The following is a 22,811-nucleotide window of genomic DNA, read 5'->3' on the forward strand; positions in this document are numbered from 1 at the left end:
GGTCAGAAGCGGAGCTGACAAAGGGGCCGGTCGCGCACGGCCGGCCGGACCAGCAGTAGACGCTGTCGAGGATCAAGACGATGATCGGCCGTCGCTTCCACCAGAGCTACACCCTGCAAGGGGTGCGCAAGCTGCTGCTCCGGCACGGCTTCTCCTGCCAGGCGCTGGCCATACGGACCGTCGAACGCTATGAGGAGGAGATTCGCGGCCGTTCTCGCCGCCGGATCTTCTTCGCCGCCCTGACCTGCTACAAGCCTGGTGAACGCTCCCGGCTGATCTACCGGCCGCACCACGACGACAGCCGACGAGACGGACGCGAGGGCTTCGCCTGGACCGACTAGCGCGACCTGCTCATCACCACACATCAGCAGCTCGGTGGAGCGATCGTGCTCGTCTGGAACAACTGTGAGACTCATGGAGCGCCGCCCGGGGCCGGGGCCTGACCCGTGGGACAACTGGCCCTGGCTGCCTTGTTCAAGATCTGTCGGCTTCGGGTCCCGGGCGGCGCTTGCTGTCGCCGGACCAACGGGCGTGTCCCGACAGGGGCCTTGCCGCACAAGGCACCGTCACAGTTCTGACCGCCCACCGGCCCGGCGTCGGCCATGAACCCCGTGCCGATCAAGGAGCCGCGTGACCGTCACCAGCATGCCCCAGACAACTCTGCCCGAACGGCCAGAACAACAACCGGCGGAGGACGTGATCCTCGGCGTTGACACCCACAAGGACGTGCACGTCGCCGACGTGATCACGGTGCTCGGCGCGCTCCTGGCCCATCAGGTGTTCCCGGCGACCGCCGCCGGATACCGCCAACTCCTGGCCTGGGCCCGCTCCTTCGGCCTCCCGCACCGTGCGGGAGTGGAGTGCACCGGTTCCTACGGAGCTGCTCTGGCACGGTTCCTGAGCCGGGAGAATATCCAGGTCGTCGAGGTCAATCAGCCCGATCGCGCCACGCGTCGCAAGCGCGGCCAGACCGATGCCGTCGATGCGGATGCCGCCGCCCGCGCGGTCCTGTCCGGACGAGCTGCTGTCACGCCCAAGACGGGCGAGGGCCCGGCCGCCGACATGCGCGTGCTGAGACTGGCGAAGGAGTCGGCCGTCAAAGCCCGAACACAGGCGAAGAACCAGCTCAAGGCTGTACTCCTCGGCACCGATCCCGAGCTGCGCGAATCCCTGTCCGAACTCAGCAACTCGGCGTTGATCGCCCGATGCGCGGACCTTCCGGACACCGGGAACGCGGCCGTCTTCACGCTCCGGCTGCTGGCCCGCCGCGTCCAGCAATTGACCGCCGAGGTGAAGGAACTCACCAGCAGGGTCAACAGAGGCGTCCGCACCCACCATCCGCGGCTCCTGGACATCGTCGGCGTCGGGCCCGACAGCGCCGCTGCCCTGCTGATCGCCGCCGGCGACAGCCGGGAGCGGCTGGCAAACGAGGCATCCTTCGCTGCTCTGTGTGGCGTCAGCCCCGTCGAACAGTCCTCCGGAAAGACCCAGCGACGACGGCTGAACCGCGGCGGCAACCGTCAGGCCAACGCAGCCCTCTACCGCATCGTCGTGACACGTCTCCGCCGCCGCAACGGCTGCCACTTGACGCAACATAGGGGCATCTTGAACGTCCATCTTGCTTACGGGTGCGGCAGTTCATCGCCAGGCAAGAGTGGCTGACCGTCTACCAGTTGCCCTCCTATGCCCCCGACCTCAACCCGGTCGAGGGCATTCGGTCGCTGCTACGGCGCAGCTGGCTGTCCAACACCGCCTTCACCACCCTCGGGCACCTCATCCAGACCATCCGCCACGGCATGAAGAAGATCCAGTACCGCCCCCACCTCATCGAGGGGAGCCTCGCCAGTACCGAACTGTCACTCACCCCAACGACACCATGAGTTCAAGCACTCTCATCTCGGTCATCATGAGGGTCCATCAGCTTACTGATGGACCCTCATGATGACCGAGATGAGACGAAAACCGCAGAAAAGAGCCGTCAAAGCCTCGCCAGCTGCCTCAATGAAATTCTTGGCTCAGAAGACCAGTCATCGCGATAAGAGCGTGTGATGACAGCATGTGGCAGCCAATTCGTAGGTACATGCGGAAAGAGGTGGAGGCAGTGACGATCACGTCACTGCCTCCACGCCGATAGACTAATTACTGCCCGTCACTTCTTACCGCCAGTACCGATCGTCGCCGTGCCTCCAACTTCGCCAGCGTTGATGTCGTCAACGTCGTCGCCCCCGAGGACCGCACCAGTACCCTTCTTACTGCGGCGTAGCCTGGCTTCCAGCCAACTCGCGAAGGTGGTGAGGATGAAGTTGAGCACGATGTAGATGAATGCCACGACGATGAAACTGGGGATCACGTTGGCGTAGTTGGCCGCCAGTGTTCCGCGCGAGTTGAGCAACTCGGTGAAGCCGAGCATCACGCCGCCCAGTGCGGTGTCCTTCACGATGACGACGAGCTGGCTGACGATGGCTGGCAGCATGGCGGTGACAGCCTGTGGCAACAAGACATTGGTCATCATCTGACCCTTGCGCAGCCCGACCGCCATCGCGGCTTCAGACTGCCCCCTGGGAAGCGAGAGAATGCCGGCCCGGACGATCTCGGCGAGCACGGACGCGTTGTAGAGGACCAGGCCCGTGACAACCGCGTACAAGGGGCGCTGTTCACTGCTGATGTCCGAGTAGCGGACGTAGAACTCGTTGGCGAACAGCATCAGTAGCAGTACGGGGATCGCGCGGAAGAACTCGACCACCGTACTGGCCGTCGCCCGTACCCACCGGTGGTCGGAGAGGCGTGAGATGCCGAAGAGCGCGCCCAGCGGAAGGGCGATCACCATGGCAAGCGCTGACGCCTTCAGCGTGTCGCCGAGGCCCGGCAGCAGATACGTCGTCCAGGCCTGCGCCTCGGTGAACGGCTCCCACAGGGACCACTCCAGCTGACCCTTGTCGTCCAGCGTCCGCCAGACCCACCATAGGATCAGGACAAGCAGGACAGTGAAGATCACCGAGAAGATCACATTGCGACGCTTGGCACGAGGGCCGGGCGTGTCATAGAGCACCGAGCTCATCGCTTCACCGCCAGTCGCTTGCTCAGCCAGCCGAGGAAGAGCCCGGTGGGCATGGTCAGTACCACGAACCCGAGGGCGAAGACCGCGCCGATGGCCAGCGTCTGTGCCTCGTTCTCGATCATTTCCTTCATGAGAAGTGCGGCCTCGGCCACGCCGATCGCGGCCGCCACGGTCGTGTTCTTGGTCAGCGCGATCAACACGTTGGCCAGCGGTCCGATGACCGTACGGAAGGCCTGCGGCAGGATGACGAGGCGCAGGATCTGGCTGAAGCTCAGTCCGATGGCGCGTGCCGCCTCGGCCTGGCCGAGGGGCACCGTGTTGATGCCGGAGCGGATCGCCTCGCAGACGAAGGCCGCGGTGTAGGCGACGAGACCGAGTACAGCGAGCCGGAAGCCCTGCACATCGAAGTCGTCGGGGGCGCCCATCGTCATGCCGAAGATATCGGCGAGGCCGAGAGACGTGAAGATGATGATGACGGTCAGGGGGATGTTCCGGACGATGTTCACATAGGCGGTGCCGAACCCCCGCATGAGCGGGACCGGGCTGACTCGCATCGCGGCGAGCAGGGTGCCCCAGACGAGGGAGCCGACGGCGGAGAGGGCGGTGAGTTTCACCGTCATCCAGAACGCCCCTAGAACGTTGTAGCCTTCAAGAAAGTCGAACACGGTCTCCCGCACTTCCGGGTGTGTGGCGTAGGTGAAGGGCGTCGCCTACCGCCGCCGCGATCGCGGCGACGGTAGGCCTGCGGGGGTTCTGCTTACTTGACGATGGTCCCGATCTTCGGCGCGGGCTCGTTCTTGTAATTGGCCGGACCGAAGTTGTCGTCAACCGCCTTCTGCCAGGACTTGTCGCTGACCATCTTCTCCAGCGCGGTGTTGACCTTGTCGATGGTCGCGGTGTCGCCCTTCTTGACACCGACGCCGTAGTTCTCGTTGCTCAGCTTGAGGCCTGCGAGCTTGAACTTGCCCTTGTACTTGTCCTGCGCGGCGAAGCCCGCGAGGATCGAGTCGTCGGTGGTCAGCGCGTCCACGGAGCCGCTCTGCAGGGCGGCGATGCACTCAGAGTAGCCACCCAGCTCCTTCAGCTGGGCCTTCGGGGCGAGGTCGTTCTTGATGTTCTGCGCCGAAGTGGAGCCGGTCACGGAACACAGCTTCTTGTTGTTGAGGTCCGTGGCCTTGGTGATGTCCGAGTCCGCCTTGACCAGCAGGTCTTGGTGGGCCAGCAGATAGGGGCCGGCGAAGTCGACCTTCTGCTTGCGCTCGTCGTTGATCGAGTACGTGGCCGCGATGAGCTTCACGTCGCCACGGGCGAGCGCGTTCTCACGGTCGGCAGACTTGGTCTCGACCCACTCGATCTGGTCGGGCTTGTAGCCGAGTTCCTTGGCCACATAGGTGGCCACGTCGACGTCGAAGCCGGAGAAGGATCCGTCCGGCTCCTTGAGGCCGAGGCCGGGCTGGTCGTACTTGATGCCGATCTTGATCTTGTCGCCGCTACCGGAGCCCGAGCCGGAGTCGCTGTCCTTGTCGTCGCCGCCACAGGCGGTCGCCGTCAGAGAGAGAACGAGCGCAGCTGCTGCTGCTGCGGAGACCTTGCGGAGCATCATGGTGAACATCCTTTGTGGTGAGGAGAAGCGGGCCCTCGGTGTCGGGTGCCGCAGTCCGTCGGGTGCGGGTGACGCGGGTTGTGGACGACCCGGGTCGTCAGTGGTGCAGGATCTTCGACAGAAAGTCCTTCGCCCGGTCGCTGCGCGGGTTGCTGAAGAACTGGTCCGGCACAGCCTCTTCGACGATGCGTCCGTCCGCCATGAAGACGACGCGGTTGGCCGCCGAACGGGCGAATCCCATCTCGTGAGTGACTACGACCATCGTCATTCCGTCACGCGCAAGCTGCTGCATGACTTCCAGGACCTCGTTGATCATCTCTGGGTCGAGAGCCGACGTCGGCTCGTCGAAGAGCATGACCTTGGGGCCCATCGCCAGCGCCCGGGCGATCGCGACACGCTGCTGCTGCCCGCCGGAGAGCTGCGCGGGGTACTTGTCGGCCTGGGCGGAGACACCCACCCGGTCGAGCAGACCGCGGGCCTTCTCCTCGGCGTCCTTCTTGTCCGCCTTACGAACCTTGAGCTGGCCCAGCATCACGTTTTCGAGCACTGTCTTGTGCGCGAACAGATTGAACGACTGGAACACCATGCCGACGTCCGCACGCAGACGGGCAAGTGCCTTGCCCTCCTCGGGCAGCGGCTTTCCGTCGATCGTGATGGATCCCGACTCGATCGACTCCAGACGGTTGATCGCGCGACACAGGGTGGACTTTCCGGACCCGGAGGGTCCGATGACCACGACAACCTCACCACGGGCGATGGTCAGATCGATGTCCTGAAGTACATGCAACGCACCGAAGTGCTTGTTCACGTTCTTCAGCACGACCAGATCATCGGCCGCGGGCAGGGCGTCCTTGGTCACCGATACTTCGGTCATCGGCCTCTAGCTCCGTCCTCCTCGGTTGCGGAGGACAGTAGTAACGCCGCACGATCAGCGTCATTACATCTGAGGGGAAATTGAGCATAACGATCCGGCGGCAAACCGACACTCTTCGTGAAGGCCGCCTCGGGCGAGTACCGGCTGCGTAACGGATGCGGGCCGCGCCCGGAACATGCTTGACGCCGTCCGCGTCCATCGGCCTGACTGCCAGGGGACACGCGCGCGTGGCCGTGTCCGACCACCGAGGACGTATGCCGAGCCACTGTCTATCCACCTGTCTATCCACCGACAACGTACGCACGATGAACTGAAGGGGGCCGTGATGAGACTGCTCCTCGTCGAGGACGACAACCACGTAGCAGCCGCTCTGTCCGCGGTCCTCGCACGCCACGGGTTCGCCGTCACACACGCCCGCAGCGGCGAGGAGGCCCTCCAGGCCCTCGTCCCGGAGGGCAACGGCTTCGGCGTGGTGCTCCTCGACCTCGGGCTGCCCGACCAGGACGGATACGAGGTCTGCGGAAAGATCCGCAAGCGGACCAGCACGCCCGTGATCATGGTGACCGCGCGCGCGGACGTACGCTCCCGGATCCACGGACTCAACCTCGGCGCCGACGACTACGTGGTGAAGCCCTACGACACAGGGGAACTCCTCGCCCGTATCCACGCCGTCGCCCGGCGCACCGTCCCCGACGACGCGGCCACCCCCGGTGACGACGCGCTGCACCTCGGGTCCGTACGCATCGAGCTGCCCACCCGGCAGGTCAGCGTCGACGGTTCGGTCGTCCAACTGACCCGCAAGGAGTTCGACCTGCTGGCCCTCCTCGCCCAGCGGCCCGGAGTGGTGTTCCGGCGGGAGCAGATCATCAGCGAGGTCTGGCGCACCAGCTGGGAGGGGACCGGCCGCACCCTGGAGGTGCATGTCGCCTCCCTGCGTTCCAAGCTGCGCATGCCGGCCCTGATCGAGACCGTGCGCGGCGTCGGCTACCGGCTCGTCGCGCCCGCCGCGTAGCGGGTCCCGGTGCGCACACGCCTCCTCCCGCTGCTCATCGTCCTGATGGCGGCCATCCTGCTCGCCCTGGGCATCCCCCTCGCCGCGAGCCTGGCGGCCGCCCAGCAGCAGAAGGTGGTCGTCGACCGCATCGACGACACGGCCCGCTTCGCGTCCCTGGCCCAGTTCGTGGCCGACCGCCCGGAGGGCTCACGGATCAGCGCCACCGAACAGCGCGGCGAGACGCTCCGGCAGGAACTGCGCACGTACCAGAAGCTGTACGGGATCAACGCGGGAGTCTTCTACCGCGACGACGGCATCATGGCCAACGCGCCCGAGGACTGGACCATCCCCAGGAGGGGCGAGATCCGCGCGGCCTTCGACGAAGCGCTCCAGAGCCGCCGCAGCCATGACCCGGAGCAGGTCTGGCCGTGGCAGCGGGACCGTCTCGTCGTCGCGTCCCCCGTCATCCGGGACGGTGACGTCGTCGCGGTCGTGGTGACCGACTCGCCCACCGGACAGATGCGGTCCAGGATCCTGCACGGCTGGCTCGTCATCGGAGCCGGGGAGATCGGCGCGATGCTCCTCGCGCTCGGCGCCGCGCTGCGGCTGACCGGCTGGGTGCTGCGGCCCGTGCGCGTCCTCGACGCCACCACCCACGACATCGCGACCGGCAGCCTGAAGTCCCGGGTCGCCGCCGCCGGCGGACCGCCGGAGCTCAGGCGCCTGGCCCGGTCCTTCAACGAGATGGCCGACAACGTCCAGGAGGTCCTGGAGCAGCAGCGCGCCTTCGTCGCCGATGCCTCGCACCAGCTGCGCAACCCCCTGTCCGCCCTGCTGCTGCGCATCGAACTGCTCGCGCTGGAACTGCCCGAGGGCAACGAGGAGATCGCCGCCGTCCGTACGGAGGGCAAGCGCCTCGCCCACGTCCTGGACGACCTCCTGGACCTCGCCCTCGCCGAGCACGCCGACGCGGACCTGCGGCTCACCGACATCGGCGAACTCACCGCCGAGAGGGTGGCGTCCTGGTCGCCGGTCGCCGACGACAAGGGGGTACGGCTCCTGGGGACATGCCCCGCCACGACCGCCTGGGTCGACGCCGTCGCCCTGTCCAGCGCCCTGGACGCGGTCATCGACAACGCGCTGAAGTTCACGCCCGAGGGAGAGTCCGTCGAGGTCGCGGTGGCCTCGAACGGCGAGGCCTCGACGATCGTCGTCACCGACCACGGGCCCGGTCTGAGCGACGAGGAACTGACCCGCGTCGGCGACCGCTTCTGGCGCAGCGCGGGCCATCAGAACATCAAGGGCTCAGGGCTCGGCCTGTCGATCTCCCGGGCGCTGCTCTCCGCGGGCGGCGGCTCCATCGCGTACGCCCACCACGAGCCGCACGGGCTCAAGGTGACGGTCACGGTGCCTCGGACGATGGCCGGAGTCTGAGGGGACGACGGCCGGGGCCTGAGGGCCATGTCCGGGATCTGAGTGGGCGCGCCGGGGCCTCAGGGGCCCTCTGAGGGCCCTCGGGCGGCCTTTGCGGTAGCCGGACCCCACTGCCCCTCGACAGGGCCCGTGAGCGCGCGTCAGGACCCGTCTCCGGCCGGACGGCTACGGCTTGTTCGAGCGGTAGTAGCGCTGTGCGCCCTCGTGCAGGTCCAGGGGGTCGGTGTAGATGGCGGTCCGCAGGTCCACGCGCTGCGCGGCGTGCACCTCCGTGCCGATCCGGTCGCGGCTGTTGATCACCGTCCGGGTCATTCCCTCGGTGAGCGTCGCGTCCGTTCCGGCCCGCGTCACCAGCAGGTTCGCCACCGCCACCGTCGGTACCGCGGCGTCGTTGCGATCCCCGTGATAGGTGTCCGCGGGCATGAGGGCCGACCGGTAGTAGCTGGACCCCGCGTTCGGCTTGTGCAGTCTCTCGACCAGGTCGGCCGTGATCGGGACCAGCTTGATGTCGAAACGCTCGGAGAGGTCGGTCACGGCGCCGGTCGGGAGTCCGCCGGACCAGAAGAACGCGTCGATCTTCTTCTCCTCCAGCATCTTCGGCATCTTCGAGATACCGGCGTACACCGGCTTGACGTCCTTCGGGCCGAGGTCGGCCGCCGCCAGCACATGCTCCGCGATCAGGAGCACCCCGGAACCCGGCTGCCCCATCGCCACCCTCTTGCCCTTCAGGTCCGCGATGGAGCTCACCCGGGAGTCCTGGGGAACGACCACGTGCACGTAGTCGTCGTACAGCCGCGCGCAGCCGCGCAGCTGGTCCGCGCCGGGTTTGCCGCTGTCCATGTACTTCTCGACCGCGTCGGCCGCCGCGATGGTGAAGTCGGCCTTCCCCGTGGCCACCCGTGCCACGTTCTCCTGGGAGCCCTCGCTCTGACGCAGGTCCACTTCCAGACGCGGCATGTCCTTGGCCAGCGCGTCCTGCAGCAGGTTTCCGTACAGCTGGTACACGCCGGTGCGTGTCCCCGTACTGAAGACGACCTTTCCGCCCGGTGAGCTCTCGCCCAGTGGCAGCAGCCACCACAGGAGCAGCCCGAAGGCCACGATGGCGGCGGCCGAACCCTGCAGGGCCCGGCGTCGGCCGAGGGGGGAGAGTGCCTGGAACATGCGCGCGATCCTGCCAGCTCACCGGCCCGGATGACCAGGGCGGTGCCTACAGAGCGCACCCGGGGCTCCCTCGGGGGGAGCGCACGCGGGACCCATGGGGCGGGGCGCACTCCGGGCACCACCTACCCTTGTCACATGAGCAGCAGTGACCGGAGCCGGGCAGTGGACCTGACCAGAACGTATGAAGTGCGCACCTACGGATGTCAGATGAACGTCCACGACTCCGAGCGGCTCTCCGGGCTGCTGGAGGGCGCCGGCTACGTGCGCGCTCCCGAAGGCTCCGACGGTGACGCCGACGTCGTCGTCTTCAACACGTGCGCGGTGCGGGAGAACGCCGACAACCGTCTCTACGGGAACCTCGGCAGGCTCGCTCCGATGAAGACGAAGCGGCCCGGCATGCAGATCGCCGTGGGCGGCTGTCTCGCCCAGAAGGACCGCGACACCATCGTGAAGAGGGCGCCCTGGGTGGACGTCGTCTTCGGGACGCACAACATCGGCAAACTCCCCGTCCTCCTGGAGCGCGCCCGCATCCAGGAAGAGGCGCAGGTAGAGATCGCCGAGTCGCTGGAGGCGTTCCCGTCGACGCTGCCGACCCGCCGCGAGAGCGCGTACGCGGCCTGGGTGTCCATCTCCGTCGGCTGCAACAACACGTGCACCTTCTGCATCGTCCCGGCGCTGCGCGGCAAGGAGAAGGACCGCAGGACGGGCGACATCCTCGCCGAGATCGAGGCCCTCGTCGGTGAGGGCGTCTCCGAGATCACCCTGCTCGGGCAGAACGTGAACGCCTACGGATCCGACATCGGCGACCGTGAGGCCTTCAGCAAGCTCCTGCGGGCCTGCGGGAAGATCGACGGCCTGGAGCGGGTGCGCTTCACCTCGCCGCACCCGCGCGACTTCACGGACGACGTCATCGCCGCGATGGCCGAGACTCCGAACGTCATGCCGCAGCTCCACATGCCGATGCAGTCCGGCTCGGACACCGTCCTGAAGGCGATGCGCCGCTCGTACCGCCAGGAGCGGTTCCTCGGGATCATCGACAAGGTCCGTGCCTCGATCCCGCACGCCGCGATCACCACCGACATCATCGTGGGCTTCCCCGGAGAGACCGAGGAGGACTTCGAGCAGACCCTCCACGCGGTCCGCGAGGCCCGCTTCGCGCAGGCGTTCACGTTCCAGTACTCCAAGCGCCCCGGTACCCCGGCGGCCACCATGGAGGGGCAGATCCCCAAGGAGGTCGTGCAGGAGCGCTACATGCGGCTGTCGGCCCTCCAGGAGGAGATCTCCTGGGACGAGAACAAGAAGCAGGTCGGCCGCACGCTGGAGCTGATGGTCGCCGAGGGCGAAGGCCGCAAGGACGGCGCCACGCACCGCCTCTCGGGCCGCGCCTCCGACAACCGCCTCGTGCACTTCACCAAGCCCGACACCGAGGTCCGCCCCGGCGACGTCGTCACCGTCGAGATCACGTACGCGGCCCCGCACCACCTCCTCGCCGAGGGAGCCACGCTGGACGTGCGCCGCACGCGCGCGGGCGACGCCTGGGAGAAGCGCAACACCGCCGAGGCCGCGAAGCCGGTCGGCGTCATGCTGGGGCTGCCGCAGATCGGCGTCCCGGAGCCGCTGCCGGTCGCCACGGGCAGTGGTTGCGGTCTGGACTGACGGCGGCGCGTGGGCGATCGGCGGCGGACCGGTCGGTCCCGCCCTCACCGTCATCGACCTCACTGACGTTGCCGACGTTGCCGACGTGCTGATCGAGGACTGACACCCGGCCGCCGCGCGGGGTTACGCTGCCGATCATGCTTGTCGCCGCCGCCGTGTGCCCCTGCCCGCCCCTGCTCGTGCCCGACGTCGCCGCGGGGGCCGCGCCCGAACTCGACGCCGCACGTGCCGCCTGCACGGACGCCCTGGGGGTACTGGCCGCCTCCCGCCCGGACCGGCTGGTGGTCGTGGGACCCGCCGAGGAGAGCGGGCGCGGACCGTATCCGGAGGGCTCACACGGCTCGTTCCGCGGCTTCGGTGTCGACCTCGACGTGCGGCTCGGCGGGAACGGTCCCCGTTACGGAACCGGGGAGTCCGAGGGCCCGGCCGAACCCTCCGCCGAGGCCGCCGGACGGGTGCTGCCGGCCTCGCTGGCGGTCGCCGCCTGGCTGCTCGGCCGTACGGACTGGTCGGACGCTCCTGTCGAGGGCCACGGCGTGGGGGAACCACTGGCCGCCGAGCGGTGTATCCAGATCGGGCAGCAGATCGCCTCCGGCCCCGGGCGAGTGGCACTGCTGGTGATGGGCGACTCCAGCGCGTGCCGCACGCTCAAGGCGCCGGGCTACCTGGACGAGCGGGCGGCGGCCTTCGACGCGGAGATCGCGCGTGCGCTGGCCACGGCGGACGTGGCCGCCCTCAAGAGCCTGGACGCGGAACTGGCACACGAACTGAAGGCTTCGGGCCGGGCCCCCTGGCAGGTACTGGCGGGCGCAGCCCAGGGAACACCCCTCAAGGGCACCCTCCTGTACGAGGACGCGCCCTACGGCGTCGGCTACATGGTCGCGACCTGGTCGTAGCGTCGCTGGGGGCTGAGGGCTGAGGGCTGGGGGCTGGGGGCTGGGGGCTGAGGGCGAGGGACAGGGCTGAGGGGGGGGCTGAGGGGGGCTGAGGGGGGCTGAGGGGTGGGATCTGAGGGTTGAGGTTCGGGGGGCCGGAGCTAGGAGGGCGACCGCGCCGAGCGCGCACAGGCCCCGCCCCACCTCGCCCCACCCCGCCCACCCCGCCCACCCCGCCCGGCCCCGTCAGGGGCGCGGGGAACTGCGCGCCCGACCACGACGGACCGGCACCCGAAGAACGACGCCCGCGCCCCGTCCGACCACAGCGCCGAGCACTTCCCGACTCGCGCAGAGCCTCGCCACCTCAGGGGCGCGAGGAACTGCGCGACCGGCCACAGCGCACCCGCAGCCGAAAAACCCCCGGCACCGGTGGCCCCCCCCGGGAGCCCTCGCGGGCCACGAGGCCCGCACAGCCCGCAGCGCCCGGCATCCGCGCGAACACGGCGGACGCCCCGAAGCCGAGATCGCTCCGAGGCCGTCCGCCGAAGTGTGGTCGCCCGGGCCGCCGAGGGGCGGCACCCGCGCGGGAGAGGAAGGCGTCACGCCGTCACTGACGGGCGTTCTCGCCGACCTCGCTGTCGGCCGCCTTCTCGGCGGACTGCTGCTTGGGGATCTCGACGGCCTCAGCCGCAGCCTGGCCGCCCTCGGTGGCCTCCGCAGCCGCACTCACGGTCACGGACGCGGACGCCGACGCGCTCGAAGAGACGGCCTCGGAGCCGACTCCCGGCTCGGCGCCCCGCTCGACACCCGGCTCAGCGTCGGCGTCGGCGTCGACGGCCGCGGCCTCCGGCCCGGCAACCGCGTCGCCCGCCCCCTCCGAAACCGGCTCGGCCCCCGCTTCTGTCGAAGTCTCCGCCCCGGATCCGGCCTTCGGGCCGTCCGTCTGCGCCTCGGCGGCCGGCGCCCCCTCGGACCCGTGGGACTCAGATCCTGCGGACTCCGACCCCTTCGATTCAGACCTCTCTTTACGAAGAAGCCATGCAAAAACGCCCATTTCGTCTCCATACCCTGCTCGTGTGGGCGAAATTCCGCGTCGCCCGGTGCGTCCCATTGCGTCGCCCGGGGTCACCGGTCCTCGAAACCGGCGGCTGGAACCTCGCAACAGGCAACGACCCCGGCCCCGTACCGTCACGTAGCTCGTTCGAGAAGTGGGTCCGAGGTTTGCGAGACTGTGACGGTGAGTAGAGCAGCTCCCGTTCCGCGGGTCATCGCCGTCGTGGGTCCCACCGCGGCCGGAAAGTCCGATCTCGGCGTCCACCTCGCCCAGCGTCTCGGTGGTGAGGTCGTCAACGCAGACTCGATGCAGCTCTACCGGGGGATGGACATCGGCACCGCCAAGCTGACGCCCGAGGAGCGCGGTGGGGTTCCCCACCACCTGCTGGACATCTGGGACGTGACGGTGACGGCGAGCGTCGCCGAGTACCAGCGCCTCGCGCGCATCCGCATCGACGCACTGCTCGCCGAGGACCGCTGGCCCATCCTCGTCGGCGGCTCCGGCCTGTACGTCCGAGGCGCCGTCGACAACCTCGAATTCCCCGGTACGGACCCCGAGGTGCGGGCCCGTCTGGAGGAGGAACTCACCCTGCGGGGCTCCGGCGCCCTGCACGCCAGACTGGCCGTCGCCGACCCCGAGGCCGCCCACGCGATCCTGCCGAGCAACGGCCGCCGTATCGTCCGGGCCCTCGAAGTCATCGAGATCACCGGCAGGCCCTTCACCGCCAACCTCCCGGGTCACGACTCCGTCTACGACACCCTCCAGATCGGCGTCGACGTGGCGCGCCCCGAACTCGACGAGCGCATCGCCCGCCGGGTGGACCGCATGTGGGAGGGCGGCCTCGGCGAGGAAGTGCGCGCACTGGAGGCGCAAGGGTTGCGTGAGGGGCGTACGGCGTCGCGCGCGCTCGGCTACCAGCAGATGCTCACGGCGCTCTCCGGGGAGTGCACCGACGACGAGGCGCGGGCCGAGACCGTACGTGCCACCAAGCGCTTCGCGCGCCGTCAGGATTCCTGGTTCAGACGCGATCCGCGGGTGCATTGGCTCAGTGGGGCCGCGGCGGATCTCACAGAACTTCCGCAGCTTGCGCTGGCGTTGGTCGAACGACCGGTCACAGCCTGATCACGTCCTGGCATCGGGACGCTCCGGCCGTCATCCGGGCCTCTGGGACCGTGCCATCATCGAGCTTCGATCGACCAAGTGGAGTCCGAGTGGGGAGGGCGCGTGGCGATGGAGGCCGGCCCTCGTGACACCGCACCAGGCGCGGAGCAGGACACCGTCACCGGCGGGGTGCACGACACCGCACAGGACCAGCAGGACCCCGACGGGGACCGGCTGAGCCCGGACGGGCCCGACGAGATCATCGGTGGTGTGACCGCCGACGGTCCCGAGCCCGACGAGATGTACCCGGGACCCGAGGTCGAGGTGGAGCTGCGCCCGCAGCGCCGCATGCGCATCTGGCAGCTCGCTCCCATCGTGAGCCTCGCCGCTGTCGGCTCCCTGATGTTCGCCTTCCCGCTGGCCTTCGACTTCGGCGACAGCGGAGCCATGATCGCCATGCTCGGCCTGCTGATCTGCTCCTGCGCCGCGGGCTGGGGAATGATGGCGGCCCGCCGGGTCGGTTACACGTGGCCCGGGCTGCCTCAGCGCGGTTCCGGCCGCCGCCCCGACTGGCGCGTCGCGATCGCGTACGCCGTCCTAGTCGCCGCGGTCGTGGTGCTCGCGGTGTGGCGCGTGGCCCGCCTGCGCTGAGTCGCTCAGGAGCCCCTCGTGGCACGTCGTGACACGGTGTCGCGTCCGCGTTGTCGTCCGCCGGACCGGTCGGCCGCGCTGCCGCGACCGGCAGGCATGCCGGGCTGTCGTACCGACCCCTTACGATCGAGGAATGAGCACGCGGATCGCCTTCCTCAAGGGGCACGGGACCGAGAACGACTTCGTGATCGTCCCGGATCCCGAGAACACCATCGACCTGCCCCCGGCCACCGCCGCGGCCCTGTGCGACCGCCGCGCGGGCATCGGCGGGGACGGCCTGCTGCACGTCGTACGGTCCGCCGCGCACCCCGAGGCCCGTTCGATGGCGGCCGAAGCGGAATGGTTCATGGACTACCGCAACGGCGACGGCTCGATCGCGGAGATGTGCGGCAACGGAGTGCGTGTGTTCGCGCGCTACCTCCAGCGCGCCGGACATGTGGCGGAAGGTGACATCGCGGTCGCCACGCGCGCGGGCGTGAAGACCGTGCACCTCGCCAAGGAGGGCGACATCACCGTCGGCATGGGCAAGGCGGTCCTCCCCGAGGGCGACGTCACCGTGACCGTAGGCGACCGCAGCTGGCCCGCCCGCAACGTGAACATGGGCAACCCCCATGCCGTCGCCTTCGTCGAGGACCTCGACCACGCCGGACATCTGTACGCCCCACCGCCGTTCAGCCCACTGTCCGCGTACCCGGACGGCGTGAACGTCGAGTTCGTCGTCGACCGTGGCCTTCATCACGTCGCTCTGCGTGTCCATGAGCGGGGCTCCGGCGAGACCCGCTCGTGCGGCACGGGCGCGTGCGCCGTGGCCGTGGCCGCCGCGCGCAGGGACGGCGCCGACCCCGCGGTGACCGGCACACCGGCCACATACACCGTCGACGTGCCCGGCGGCCGACTCGTGATCACCGAGCGCCCCGACGGCGAGATCGAGATGACCGGGCCCGCGGTGATCGTCGCAGAGGGTGAGATCGACACCGAATGGCTCGAAAACACGACCCCCTGAACCTTCGCTCGAATGGGTGATCCGTTTCACGCTCGGCGAGAGGCGGTCAGTCGGGCGTGGTGGGCTCGGTAGCATCAAGGACCGGCCCGGACGGGGGAACGACGCCATCCCCAGAGCCGCGTACGCCATGGGGCGCCCCGTCCGCCGGTCAACGCAGCCGGAGGTGCCCATGAGTGCGGAGGCCACGAACCCCGCGACGCCCGGCCCCATCACGCCCGCGGTACAGCGCAGGCGGGGCCGCCCCCGGATCGACCTGCGGCGCCTGGGCCGGGCCGCTCTCCTGGGGCCCGCGGGCCGCGACCGGCTGCCCGACGCGATCGGCCATGTGGTCGAGGCCCACCGGGCCCACCACCCCGACGCCGACCTCGACCCGCTGCGCCGCGCCTATGTCCTCGCCGAGTCCTCGCACCGCGGCCAGATGCGCAAGAGCGGCGAGCCGTACATCACGCACCCGCTCGCCGTGACGCTCATCCTCGCCGAACTGGGCGCGGAGACCACGACGTTGACCGCCTCCCTGCTCCACGACACCGTCGAGGACACGGAAGTGACGCTCGATCAGGTCCGCGCCGAGTTCGGCGAGGAGGTCCGCTACCTCGTCGACGGCGTGACGAAGCTGGAAAAGGTCGACTACGGAGCGGCCGCCGAGCCCGAGACGTTCCGCAAGATGCTCGTCGCCACCGGCAGCGACGTCCGCGTGATGTCGATCAAACTGGCCGACCGCCTGCACAACATGCGCACCCTCGGAGTCATGCGGCCCGAGAAGCAGGAACGCATCGCCAAGGTCACCAGTGACGTCCTCATCCCGCTCGCCGAACGACTAGGTGTCCAGGCGCTAAAGACCGAGCTTGAGGACCTGGTCTTCGCGATCCTGCGCCCCGAGGAGTACGCCCACACCCGCGAACTCATCGTCAAGAACTCCTCGCGCACCGACGACCCCCTCGCCGAGATCGCCGAAGAGGTGCGCGGAGTCCTGCGCGAGGCCGGACTGCAGGCCGAAGTACTCATCCGGCCACGGCACTTCGTGTCCGTGCACCGCGTCTCGCGCAAACGCGGCGAGCTGCGCGGCGCCGACTTCGGCCGCCTCCTCGTTCTCGTGAACGAGGACGCCGACTGCTACGGGGTCCTGGGCGAACTGCACACCTGTCTCACCCCGGTGGTCTCGGAGTTCAAGGACTTCATCGCCGTCCCCAAGTTCAACCTGTACCAGTCGCTGCACACGGCCGTGGCCCGCCCCGACGGGCAGGTCGCCGAAGTCCTCATCCGTACGCACCAGATGCACAAGGTCGCCGAAGCCGGCGTCATCGCGCTCGGCAATCCCTACGCCGCGCCTGCGGATTCCGCGGAATCCCCGGAGGAGCAGACCGACGGCTCCCGCGCCGCCGACGGAGAGCGCGCCGACCCCACCCGCCCCGGCTGGCTGTCCCGCCTCCTCGACTGGCAGGAGGCCGCGCCGGACCCCGACACGTTCTGGTCCACGCTCCGCGAGGACCTCGCCCAGGACCGGGAGATCACCGTCTTCCGTCCCGACGGAGGCACACTCGGACTGCCCGCGGGCGCCAGCTGTGTGGACGCCGCCTACGCCCAGTACGGCGAGGACGCGCACGCCTGTATCGGCGTACGCGTCAACGGCCGCCTGGCGCGGCTCAGCACGGTTCTGAGCGACGGCGACACCGTTCAGCTGCTCATGGGCCAGGACCCGGCCTCGGAGCCCTCCAGGGAGTGGCTGGAGCACGCGCACACGCCCGTCGCGCGGATCGCCATCACCCGCTGGCTGGCCGCGCACCCGGCGTCCGCCGTACCGTCCGAGGCCCCGGCCGAGACCCGCCGTCCGGCCGCGGACGGGCCGGCCGCCCGTCCGGCCGCCGCGGACGTCGTCGTCGACCGGCCCGGCGCGACCGTACGTCTCGCGGGCTGCTGTACGCCCGTACCGCCCGACGCGATCACCGGCTTCTCCGTGCGCGGGGGAGTGGTGACCGTGCACCGCGTGGAGTGCGCCGCCGTGGAGCGCATGAAGGGCGTGGGGCGCGCGGAGGTCGAGGTGCGCTGGGGTGACAGCAGCGAGTGCCGTGTCACGCTCTTCGCGGAGTCCTTCGGGCGGCCGCATCTCCTGGCCGACCTCACCGAGGCGATCGCCCTGGAGGGCGTCGCCATCGTCTCGGCGACGGTCGAACCGCCCAGCCAGCAGCGGGTTCGGCATACGTACACGCTTGAGCTTCCGGACGCCGCGCATCTTCCCGCCCTCATGCGGGCGATGCGCAACGTTCCTGGTGTCTTCGACGTCAGCCGGGCCCATCACCAGTCGACGGCTCCGTAGAGACGCGTCTCGCGGGCGGGGCCGGTCGGCGACGGCATACGAGTGCGGGTGCGGGTGCGTCGTGGCTGGTCGCGCCGTTCCCCGCGCCCCTGAAGACAAGAGACCGCGCCGTTCCCCGCGCCCCAAGAGCGAAAGACCGCGCCGTTTCCCGCGCCCCTGAAGGGTGAACGGAGTGTGCTGTTCCCCGCGCGGCTGAAGGCAACGGATTGCGCCGTTCCCCGCGCCCCTGGGTATCTCCTCGCTCGCGAGGGCCGGGGGTGAGAGATCTCCCAAGTGCACGCGAAGGCCGCCGTTCGGGTGGCTTCGGTGCGAGTCGGCTCCGTGAGCAGTCCACGCGCTGATAGCCGTGGTCCATGCTGCGCACCCGCACCACCCCCCACACCGCCGGGACGGAAATCCCTAGGGCGGCCTCCCGGCAGCGGCGGCTTCGAACCGCGTTCGTCGCCTCCGCCGCATCCGTCTGCCTCATCGCCGCGAGCGCCCCCGCACCAGCACCGCTCGGTATCGGCGACCGTCTCTTCCCTCACCTGGGCAACCCCGGATACGACGTCACGGCGTACGACCTGGCCTTCACCTACTCCGGAAGCAACACCAAGCCGCTGCCGGCCGTCACGGTCATCGAGGCCCGCACGACGGCCTGGCTGGAGCAGTTCAACCTTGACTACTCGCACGGGACAGTGCGATCCGTCGAGGTCGACGGCGAGCCCGCGGAGTTCCGCAGCGCAGGCGAGGACCTGGTCGTCACGCCCGCCGAAGCGCTGCCGCCCGGCGTCCCGATGCGTGTCACCGTGCACCACGACAGCGACCCGGTCTCCACGAAGGACCAGCAGAGCGGCTGGGTGCAGACGAAGGACGGGCTCGCGATGGCCAACCAGGCCGACGCCGGACACCGTGTCTTCCCCGGAAACGACCATCCTTCGGACAAGGCGATGTTCACCGTCCGGGTCACCGTTCCCGAGGGCTACACGGCCGTCGCCAACGGACTCCCCGTAGGGGCGACCCGCCGGGCCGCGGGCACCACCTGGACCTACCGCACCGAACACCCCATGGCCACCGAGCTGGCCCAGGTCTCCATCGGCCGCTCCTCCGTGCTGCGCCGCAACGGCCCCGACGGCCTGCCCGTACGCGATGTGGTGCCCACCAAGGACCGCGAGCTGCTGGAGCCGTGGCTCAAGAAGACCCCCGACCAGATCGCCTGGATGCAGGAGAAGGTCGGCGACTACCCCTTCGAGACGTACGGGCTGCTCATCGCCGAAGCCCGTACCGGATTCGAACTGGAGACACAGACGCTCTCCCTCTTCGAGAGGGACCTCTTCACCCGGTCCGAGTACCCGAAGTGGTACGTCGAGTCGATCATGGTGCACGAACTGGCCCACCAGTGGTTCGGCGACAGCGTCTCCCCGCGCACCTGGTCCGACCTGTGGCTCAACGAAGGACACGCCACCTGGTACGAGGCCCTCTTCGCCGAGGAGAAGGCCGACAGGCCCATGGAGGCCCGGATGAAGGCCGCCTACCGGTCGTCCGACACCTGGCGCGAGGCCGGCGGACCGCCCGCCGCCCCGAAGGGGGCCGAACCCGGCGAGAAGCTCAGCATCTTCCGCCCGAACGTCTACGACGGCAGCGCCCTGGTCCTGTACGCGCTGCGCGAGGAGATCGGCCGCCCCGCCTTCGAGCGGCTGGAGCGCGCCTGGGTGAGCACCCACCACGACGGTGTCGCCGACACCGCGGACTTCGAGCGCCTGGCCACGGGCATCGCCGGCCGCGATCTGAGCGGCTTCTTCAAGGCGTGGCTCTACGCGGAGAAGACCCCGCCCATGCCGGGACACCCCGACTGGAAGAGCGCGGCGCCCGCCGAGAAGGCCGCGAAACGCGCCGGGTGAACCCGCGGAGCAAACACGGTGACGCCCGCGGAGCGAACATGGCGACCCTGCGGAGCAAACACGGTGAGCCCCGCAGAACAGACACGGTGACCCCGGCGCAGCAAACACGGTGAGCCCTGCGACGGGCGCCCTGTGATTCCCGCACGGCGGGCCCCGTAACCCCTCGGAATTGGAGTGACGAGACGGGGCGTGCCGTGCGAACATCTTCACGTCGACGACACTTCAGGTCGGCGGCACGGCCCCGTGGCCCCGGGCGGGAATCTCCCGGCGGCCCCGGGCGTTGAGCTGGGTGACGGGCGTGGAGTCCGTCACCCCGGTATCCCCATCGACGTAAGGACCCAATGACCTCCTCTTCTTCCCCTTCCCAGGACACACAGAGCGTTGCGCAGAACCACCCCGACGGTCTTCGGGCCGATGCCCTGATGGAAGAGGACGTCGCCTGGAGCCACGAGATCGACGGAGAGCGGGACGGCGACCAGTTCGACCGCTCCGAGCGTGCGGCCCTGCGCCGCGTCGCGGGCCTCTCCACCGAGCTTGAGGACGTCACCGAGGTCGAGTACCGACAGCTCCGCCTGGAGCGGGTGGTACTCGTCGGTGTGTGGACCTCGGGGACCGCGACCGACGCGGACAACTCACTGGCCGAGCTGGCCGCCCTCGCGGAGACCGCGGGAGCGCTCGTGCTCGACGGAGTCATCCAGCGCCGGGACAAGCCGGACGCGGCCACGTACATCGGTTCCGGCAAGGCCAACGAGCTGCGTGACATCGTGCTCGAAACCGGCGCGGACACGGTCATCTGCGACGGTGAACTGTCGCCGGGCCAGCTCATCCACCTCGAAGACGTCGTCAAGGTCAAGGTCATCGACCGTACGGCCCTGATCCTCGACATCTTCGCCCAGCACGCCAAGTCCCGTGAGGGCAAGGCGCAGGTCGCTCTCGCGCAGATGCAGTACATGCTGCCGAGGCTCCGCGGCTGGGGTCAGTCGCTGTCCCGTCAGATGGGCGGCGGCTCGGGCGGTGGCCTCGCCACCCGTGGTCCCGGTGAGACCAAGATCGAGACCGACCGGCGCCGTATCCGCGAGAAGATGGCGAAGATGCGCCGGGAGATCGCGGACATGAAGACCGGCCGCGACATCAAGCGCCAGGAGCGCCGCCGGAACAAGGTGCCGTCGGTCGCGATCGCCGGTTACACCAATGCCGGCAAGTCCTCGCTGCTCAACCGCCTCACGGGCGCGGGCGTACTCGTCGAGAACTCGCTGTTCGCGACCCTCGACCCGACCGTGCGCCGGGCCGAGACCCCGAGCGGGCGGCTGTACACGCTGGCGGACACCGTCGGCTTCGTACGGCATCTGCCGCACCACCTCGTCGAGGCGTTCCGCTCCACGATGGAGGAGGTCGGCGACTCCGACCTGATCCTGCACGTGGTGGACGGTTCGCACCCGGCGCCGGAGGAGCAGCTGGCCGCCGTGCGCGAGGTAGTCCGTGACGTGGGTGCCACCAAGGTGCCCGAGATCGTGGTGATCAACAAGGCGGACGCGGCCGATCCGCTGGTGCTGCAGCGGCTGATGCGGAACGAGAAGCGCTCCATCGCGGTCTCGGCCCGTACGGGCCAGGGCATCGCGGAGCTGCTGGCGCTCATCGACGTCGAACTGCCGCACCCCTCGGTCGAGCTGGAGGCCCTCGTGCCCTACACGCTCGGCCGGCTGGTGGCGCGCGCCCACGCCGACGGCGAGGTCCTCTCCGAGGAGCACACCCCGGAGGGCACCCTGCTGAAGGTGCGGGTGCACGAGGAACTGGCGGCGGAGCTCGCTCCGTACGTGCCGGCTCCGGCGGCCTGATCAGCGGAGACACAGCAGAAGGCCCGCCCCTCTCGCAGGGGCGGGCCTTCTGGTTCTGTCGTTTCCTACGTGGCTCTCGCCGTCCTCTGCTCGGCGCCTACTTGGCGCCGTACTCCTCGCTCATGTTGTCGTAGATGGCCTTGGCGCCCTCGCCCAGCTGCGGACCGGCCAGCCAGGTGCTGTCGGACGGGCCGATCGACGTGTTCGAGACGAGCACGGTCTTGCCGTCGACCACGCGGAACCAGCCGCCGCCGGACGAACCACCGGTCATCGTGCACCCGATGCGGTACATGGTCGGCAGCCCCGCGCCGAGCGAGAGCCGGCCCGGCCGGTCGACGCACTTGTGCATGATCAGACCGTCGAAGGGTGCCGCCGCCGGGTAGCCCCAGGCGCCCATCGCGCCCGCGTTCCGTGCGACGGGCGTGGAGAAGTCCACGTCCAGCGCGTTGCCGACCGTCTCCTCAAGGGACTTGGAGCCGGTTTCCGGCTTCACGTGCAGCACCGCGTAGTCGTACGGGGCACCCGCGCCGCCCGACTCCGCGCCGCCCGCGATCCACTCGTCGGAGGTCGAGGCCCAGTCCGCCCAGAACTGGCCGTACGGGGCGATCTCCTGCTGCGTGGCGTCGCCCAGCTGGGCCTCGGACTTGCCGAGGTCGTTGTAGGCGGGCACGAAGGCGATGTTGCGGTACCAGCCGCCGCCACCGCCGGCGTGCACGCAGTGGCCCGCGGTCCACACGAGGTTGGACTTGCCCGGGTGGCGCGGATCCGTGACGACCGTGCCGGAGCAGACCATCGAACCCTCGGGGGAGTCGAAGAAGACCTTCCCGACCGGCGCGGCGTTCTCGTGGTACGGCGTCTTCTCGCGCGTCGCCGTGACCGGGGCGGGCGCCGGGTCGCTGACGCCCTGCTCGGCCGCCGCGTCCTTCGTGGAGAGCGTCTTCTCCGGGTCCTCGGCGGACGTCATCCGCTCAGGCTTCCAGAGACCCTCGATCACCGGGTTGACGAAGTCCTGGGCCTCGCTGAGCCACTTGTCCTTGTCCCAGTTCTTCCACTCGCCGTCCTTCCAGTCGTCGACATCGATGCCGTGCTCCTTGAGCCTGTCGGCGATGTCGGCCGGAATTTCGATCTTGTCGGAACCGGAGGACTCGGAACCCGTGGCAGCCGGCTTGTCGGCGGCCTTGTCGTCCCCCGAGTCGCAGGCGGTGCCGGTGAGGGCCAGGGCCGCGACGACTCCGGCGACGGCGAGGAGGCGGCCCCGCCCGCGACGTCCCGCGAAGGACGGACGTGTGGAACGCATGGTGTTGTTACCCCCGATAGA

Annotated in this window: 19 protein-coding genes and 1 pseudogene; 13 read left to right on the plus strand and 7 right to left on the minus strand. The window is 69.3% G+C overall.

The annotated features are described in order from the left end of the window. Positions 1-80: 80 nt before the first annotated feature. The 3 genes and pseudogenes from C6Y14_RS46060 to C6Y14_RS37905 all read left to right on the plus strand — a co-directional run. Positions 81-338: pseudogene (locus C6Y14_RS46060) on the plus strand (winged helix-turn-helix domain-containing protein); the annotation flags it as partial. A gap of 307 nt (positions 339-645) precedes the next feature. After that, a complete protein-coding gene (locus tag C6Y14_RS37900; protein WP_450152400.1) occupies positions 646-1,662 on the plus strand; it encodes an IS110 family transposase in 1,017 nt (338 codons plus the stop codon). After that, positions 1,629-1,880, plus strand: a complete 252-nt coding sequence (locus tag C6Y14_RS37905) for a transposase (protein WP_225891482.1) — start codon at positions 1,629-1,631, stop codon at positions 1,878-1,880. Before C6Y14_RS37900 ends, C6Y14_RS37905 begins: the two co-directional genes overlap by 34 nt. A gap of 269 nt (positions 1,881-2,149) precedes the next feature. Here the strand turns inward: C6Y14_RS37905 and C6Y14_RS37910 are convergent, their stop codons facing one another. The 4 genes from C6Y14_RS37910 to C6Y14_RS37925 form a co-directional block, all read right to left on the minus strand. Continuing rightward, complete coding sequence (locus C6Y14_RS37910; protein WP_107021458.1) at positions 2,150-3,058, minus strand: amino acid ABC transporter permease; 909 nt, start codon at positions 3,056-3,058, stop codon at positions 2,150-2,152. Beyond that, positions 3,055-3,723 (minus strand): amino acid ABC transporter permease, encoded by a 669-nt coding sequence (locus C6Y14_RS37915; protein WP_107021585.1) that lies wholly within the window; start codon positions 3,721-3,723, stop codon positions 3,055-3,057. The genes C6Y14_RS37910 and C6Y14_RS37915 overlap by 4 nt, the downstream gene beginning before the upstream one ends. A gap of 92 nt (positions 3,724-3,815) precedes the next feature. Continuing rightward, positions 3,816-4,661: a glutamate ABC transporter substrate-binding protein gene (locus C6Y14_RS37920; protein WP_107021459.1), complete on the minus strand. Its 846-nt coding sequence runs from the start codon at positions 4,659-4,661 to the stop codon at positions 3,816-3,818. Between the two features lie 97 nt (positions 4,662-4,758). Beyond that, positions 4,759-5,535, minus strand: a complete 777-nt coding sequence (locus tag C6Y14_RS37925) for an amino acid ABC transporter ATP-binding protein (RefSeq protein ID WP_107021460.1) — start codon at positions 5,533-5,535, stop codon at positions 4,759-4,761. A gap of 325 nt (positions 5,536-5,860) precedes the next feature. Between C6Y14_RS37925 and C6Y14_RS37930 the strand changes: the two genes are divergently transcribed. Together C6Y14_RS37930 and C6Y14_RS37935 are read left to right on the plus strand one after the other, a co-directional pair. Next, positions 5,861-6,547: a response regulator transcription factor gene (locus tag C6Y14_RS37930; protein WP_107021461.1), complete on the plus strand. Its 687-nt coding sequence runs from the start codon at positions 5,861-5,863 to the stop codon at positions 6,545-6,547. 9 nt (positions 6,548-6,556) lie between these two features. Continuing rightward, positions 6,557-7,963 carry a sensor histidine kinase gene (locus tag C6Y14_RS37935; protein WP_107021462.1) on the plus strand — a complete coding sequence of 469 codons (1,407 nt, stop codon included), beginning with the start codon at positions 6,557-6,559 and terminating at the stop codon, positions 7,961-7,963. Positions 7,964-8,128: 165 nt separating this feature from the next. Here the strand turns inward: C6Y14_RS37935 and C6Y14_RS37940 are convergent, their stop codons facing one another. After that, the gene (locus tag C6Y14_RS37940) at positions 8,129-9,124 is read right to left on the minus strand and encodes a TAXI family TRAP transporter solute-binding subunit (RefSeq protein WP_107021463.1); all 996 of its coding nucleotides are present in this window, start codon (positions 9,122-9,124) and stop codon (positions 8,129-8,131) included. A gap of 135 nt (positions 9,125-9,259) precedes the next feature. Here C6Y14_RS37940 and miaB point away from each other — a divergent pair, with 135 nt between their 5' ends. Together miaB and C6Y14_RS37950 are read left to right on the plus strand one after the other, a co-directional pair. Next, positions 9,260-10,780: a tRNA (N6-isopentenyl adenosine(37)-C2)-methylthiotransferase MiaB gene (gene miaB / locus C6Y14_RS37945; protein ID WP_107021464.1), complete on the plus strand. Its 1,521-nt coding sequence runs from the start codon at positions 9,260-9,262 to the stop codon at positions 10,778-10,780. 137 nt (positions 10,781-10,917) lie between these two features. After that, the gene (locus C6Y14_RS37950) at positions 10,918-11,676 is read left to right on the plus strand and encodes a class III extradiol dioxygenase subunit B-like domain-containing protein (RefSeq protein ID WP_107021465.1); all 759 of its coding nucleotides are present in this window, start codon (positions 10,918-10,920) and stop codon (positions 11,674-11,676) included. A 586-nt stretch (positions 11,677-12,262) separates the two neighbouring features. Here the strand turns inward: C6Y14_RS37950 and C6Y14_RS45375 are convergent. Next, positions 12,263-12,709: a hypothetical protein gene (locus tag C6Y14_RS45375; RefSeq protein WP_107021466.1), complete on the minus strand. Its 447-nt coding sequence runs from the start codon at positions 12,707-12,709 to the stop codon at positions 12,263-12,265. 183 nt (positions 12,710-12,892) lie between these two features. Here C6Y14_RS45375 and miaA point away from each other — a divergent pair, with 183 nt between their 5' ends. The 6 genes from miaA (at position 12,893) to hflX (ending at position 21,493) form a co-directional block, all read left to right on the plus strand. After that, positions 12,893-13,831 carry a tRNA (adenosine(37)-N6)-dimethylallyltransferase MiaA gene (gene miaA / locus C6Y14_RS37960; RefSeq protein ID WP_107021586.1) on the plus strand — a complete coding sequence of 313 codons (939 nt, stop codon included), beginning with the start codon at positions 12,893-12,895 and terminating at the stop codon, positions 13,829-13,831. 108 nt (positions 13,832-13,939) lie between these two features. Further along, positions 13,940-14,461 carry a hypothetical protein gene (locus C6Y14_RS37965; RefSeq protein ID WP_107021467.1) on the plus strand — a complete coding sequence of 174 codons (522 nt, stop codon included), beginning with the start codon at positions 13,940-13,942 and terminating at the stop codon, positions 14,459-14,461. 133 nt (positions 14,462-14,594) lie between these two features. Next, positions 14,595-15,464, plus strand: a complete 870-nt coding sequence (gene dapF, locus C6Y14_RS37970; protein ID WP_107021468.1) for a diaminopimelate epimerase — start codon at positions 14,595-14,597, stop codon at positions 15,462-15,464. A 169-nt stretch (positions 15,465-15,633) separates the two neighbouring features. Then, positions 15,634-17,778 (plus strand): RelA/SpoT family protein, encoded by a 2,145-nt coding sequence (locus C6Y14_RS37975; RefSeq protein ID WP_107021469.1) that lies wholly within the window; start codon positions 15,634-15,636, stop codon positions 17,776-17,778. A 353-nt stretch (positions 17,779-18,131) separates the two neighbouring features. After that, complete coding sequence (locus C6Y14_RS37980; protein ID WP_107021470.1) at positions 18,132-19,658, plus strand: M1 family metallopeptidase; 1,527 nt, start codon at positions 18,132-18,134, stop codon at positions 19,656-19,658. 341 nt (positions 19,659-19,999) lie between these two features. Then, positions 20,000-21,493, plus strand: coding sequence for a GTPase HflX (hflX, locus tag C6Y14_RS37985; RefSeq protein WP_107021471.1), 1,494 nt, complete (start codon positions 20,000-20,002; stop codon positions 21,491-21,493). A 97-nt stretch (positions 21,494-21,590) separates the two neighbouring features. Here the strand turns inward: hflX and C6Y14_RS37990 are convergent, their stop codons facing one another. Further along, on the minus strand, positions 21,591-22,790 hold the full coding sequence (locus C6Y14_RS37990; RefSeq protein WP_107021587.1) for a hypothetical protein: 1,200 nt from the start codon (positions 22,788-22,790) through the stop codon (positions 21,591-21,593). Between the last annotated feature and the right edge of the window lie 21 nt (positions 22,791-22,811).

Source organism: Streptomyces dioscori (assembly GCF_003024195.1).
Lineage (GTDB): Bacteria > Actinomycetota > Actinomycetes > Streptomycetales > Streptomycetaceae > Streptomyces > Streptomyces dioscori.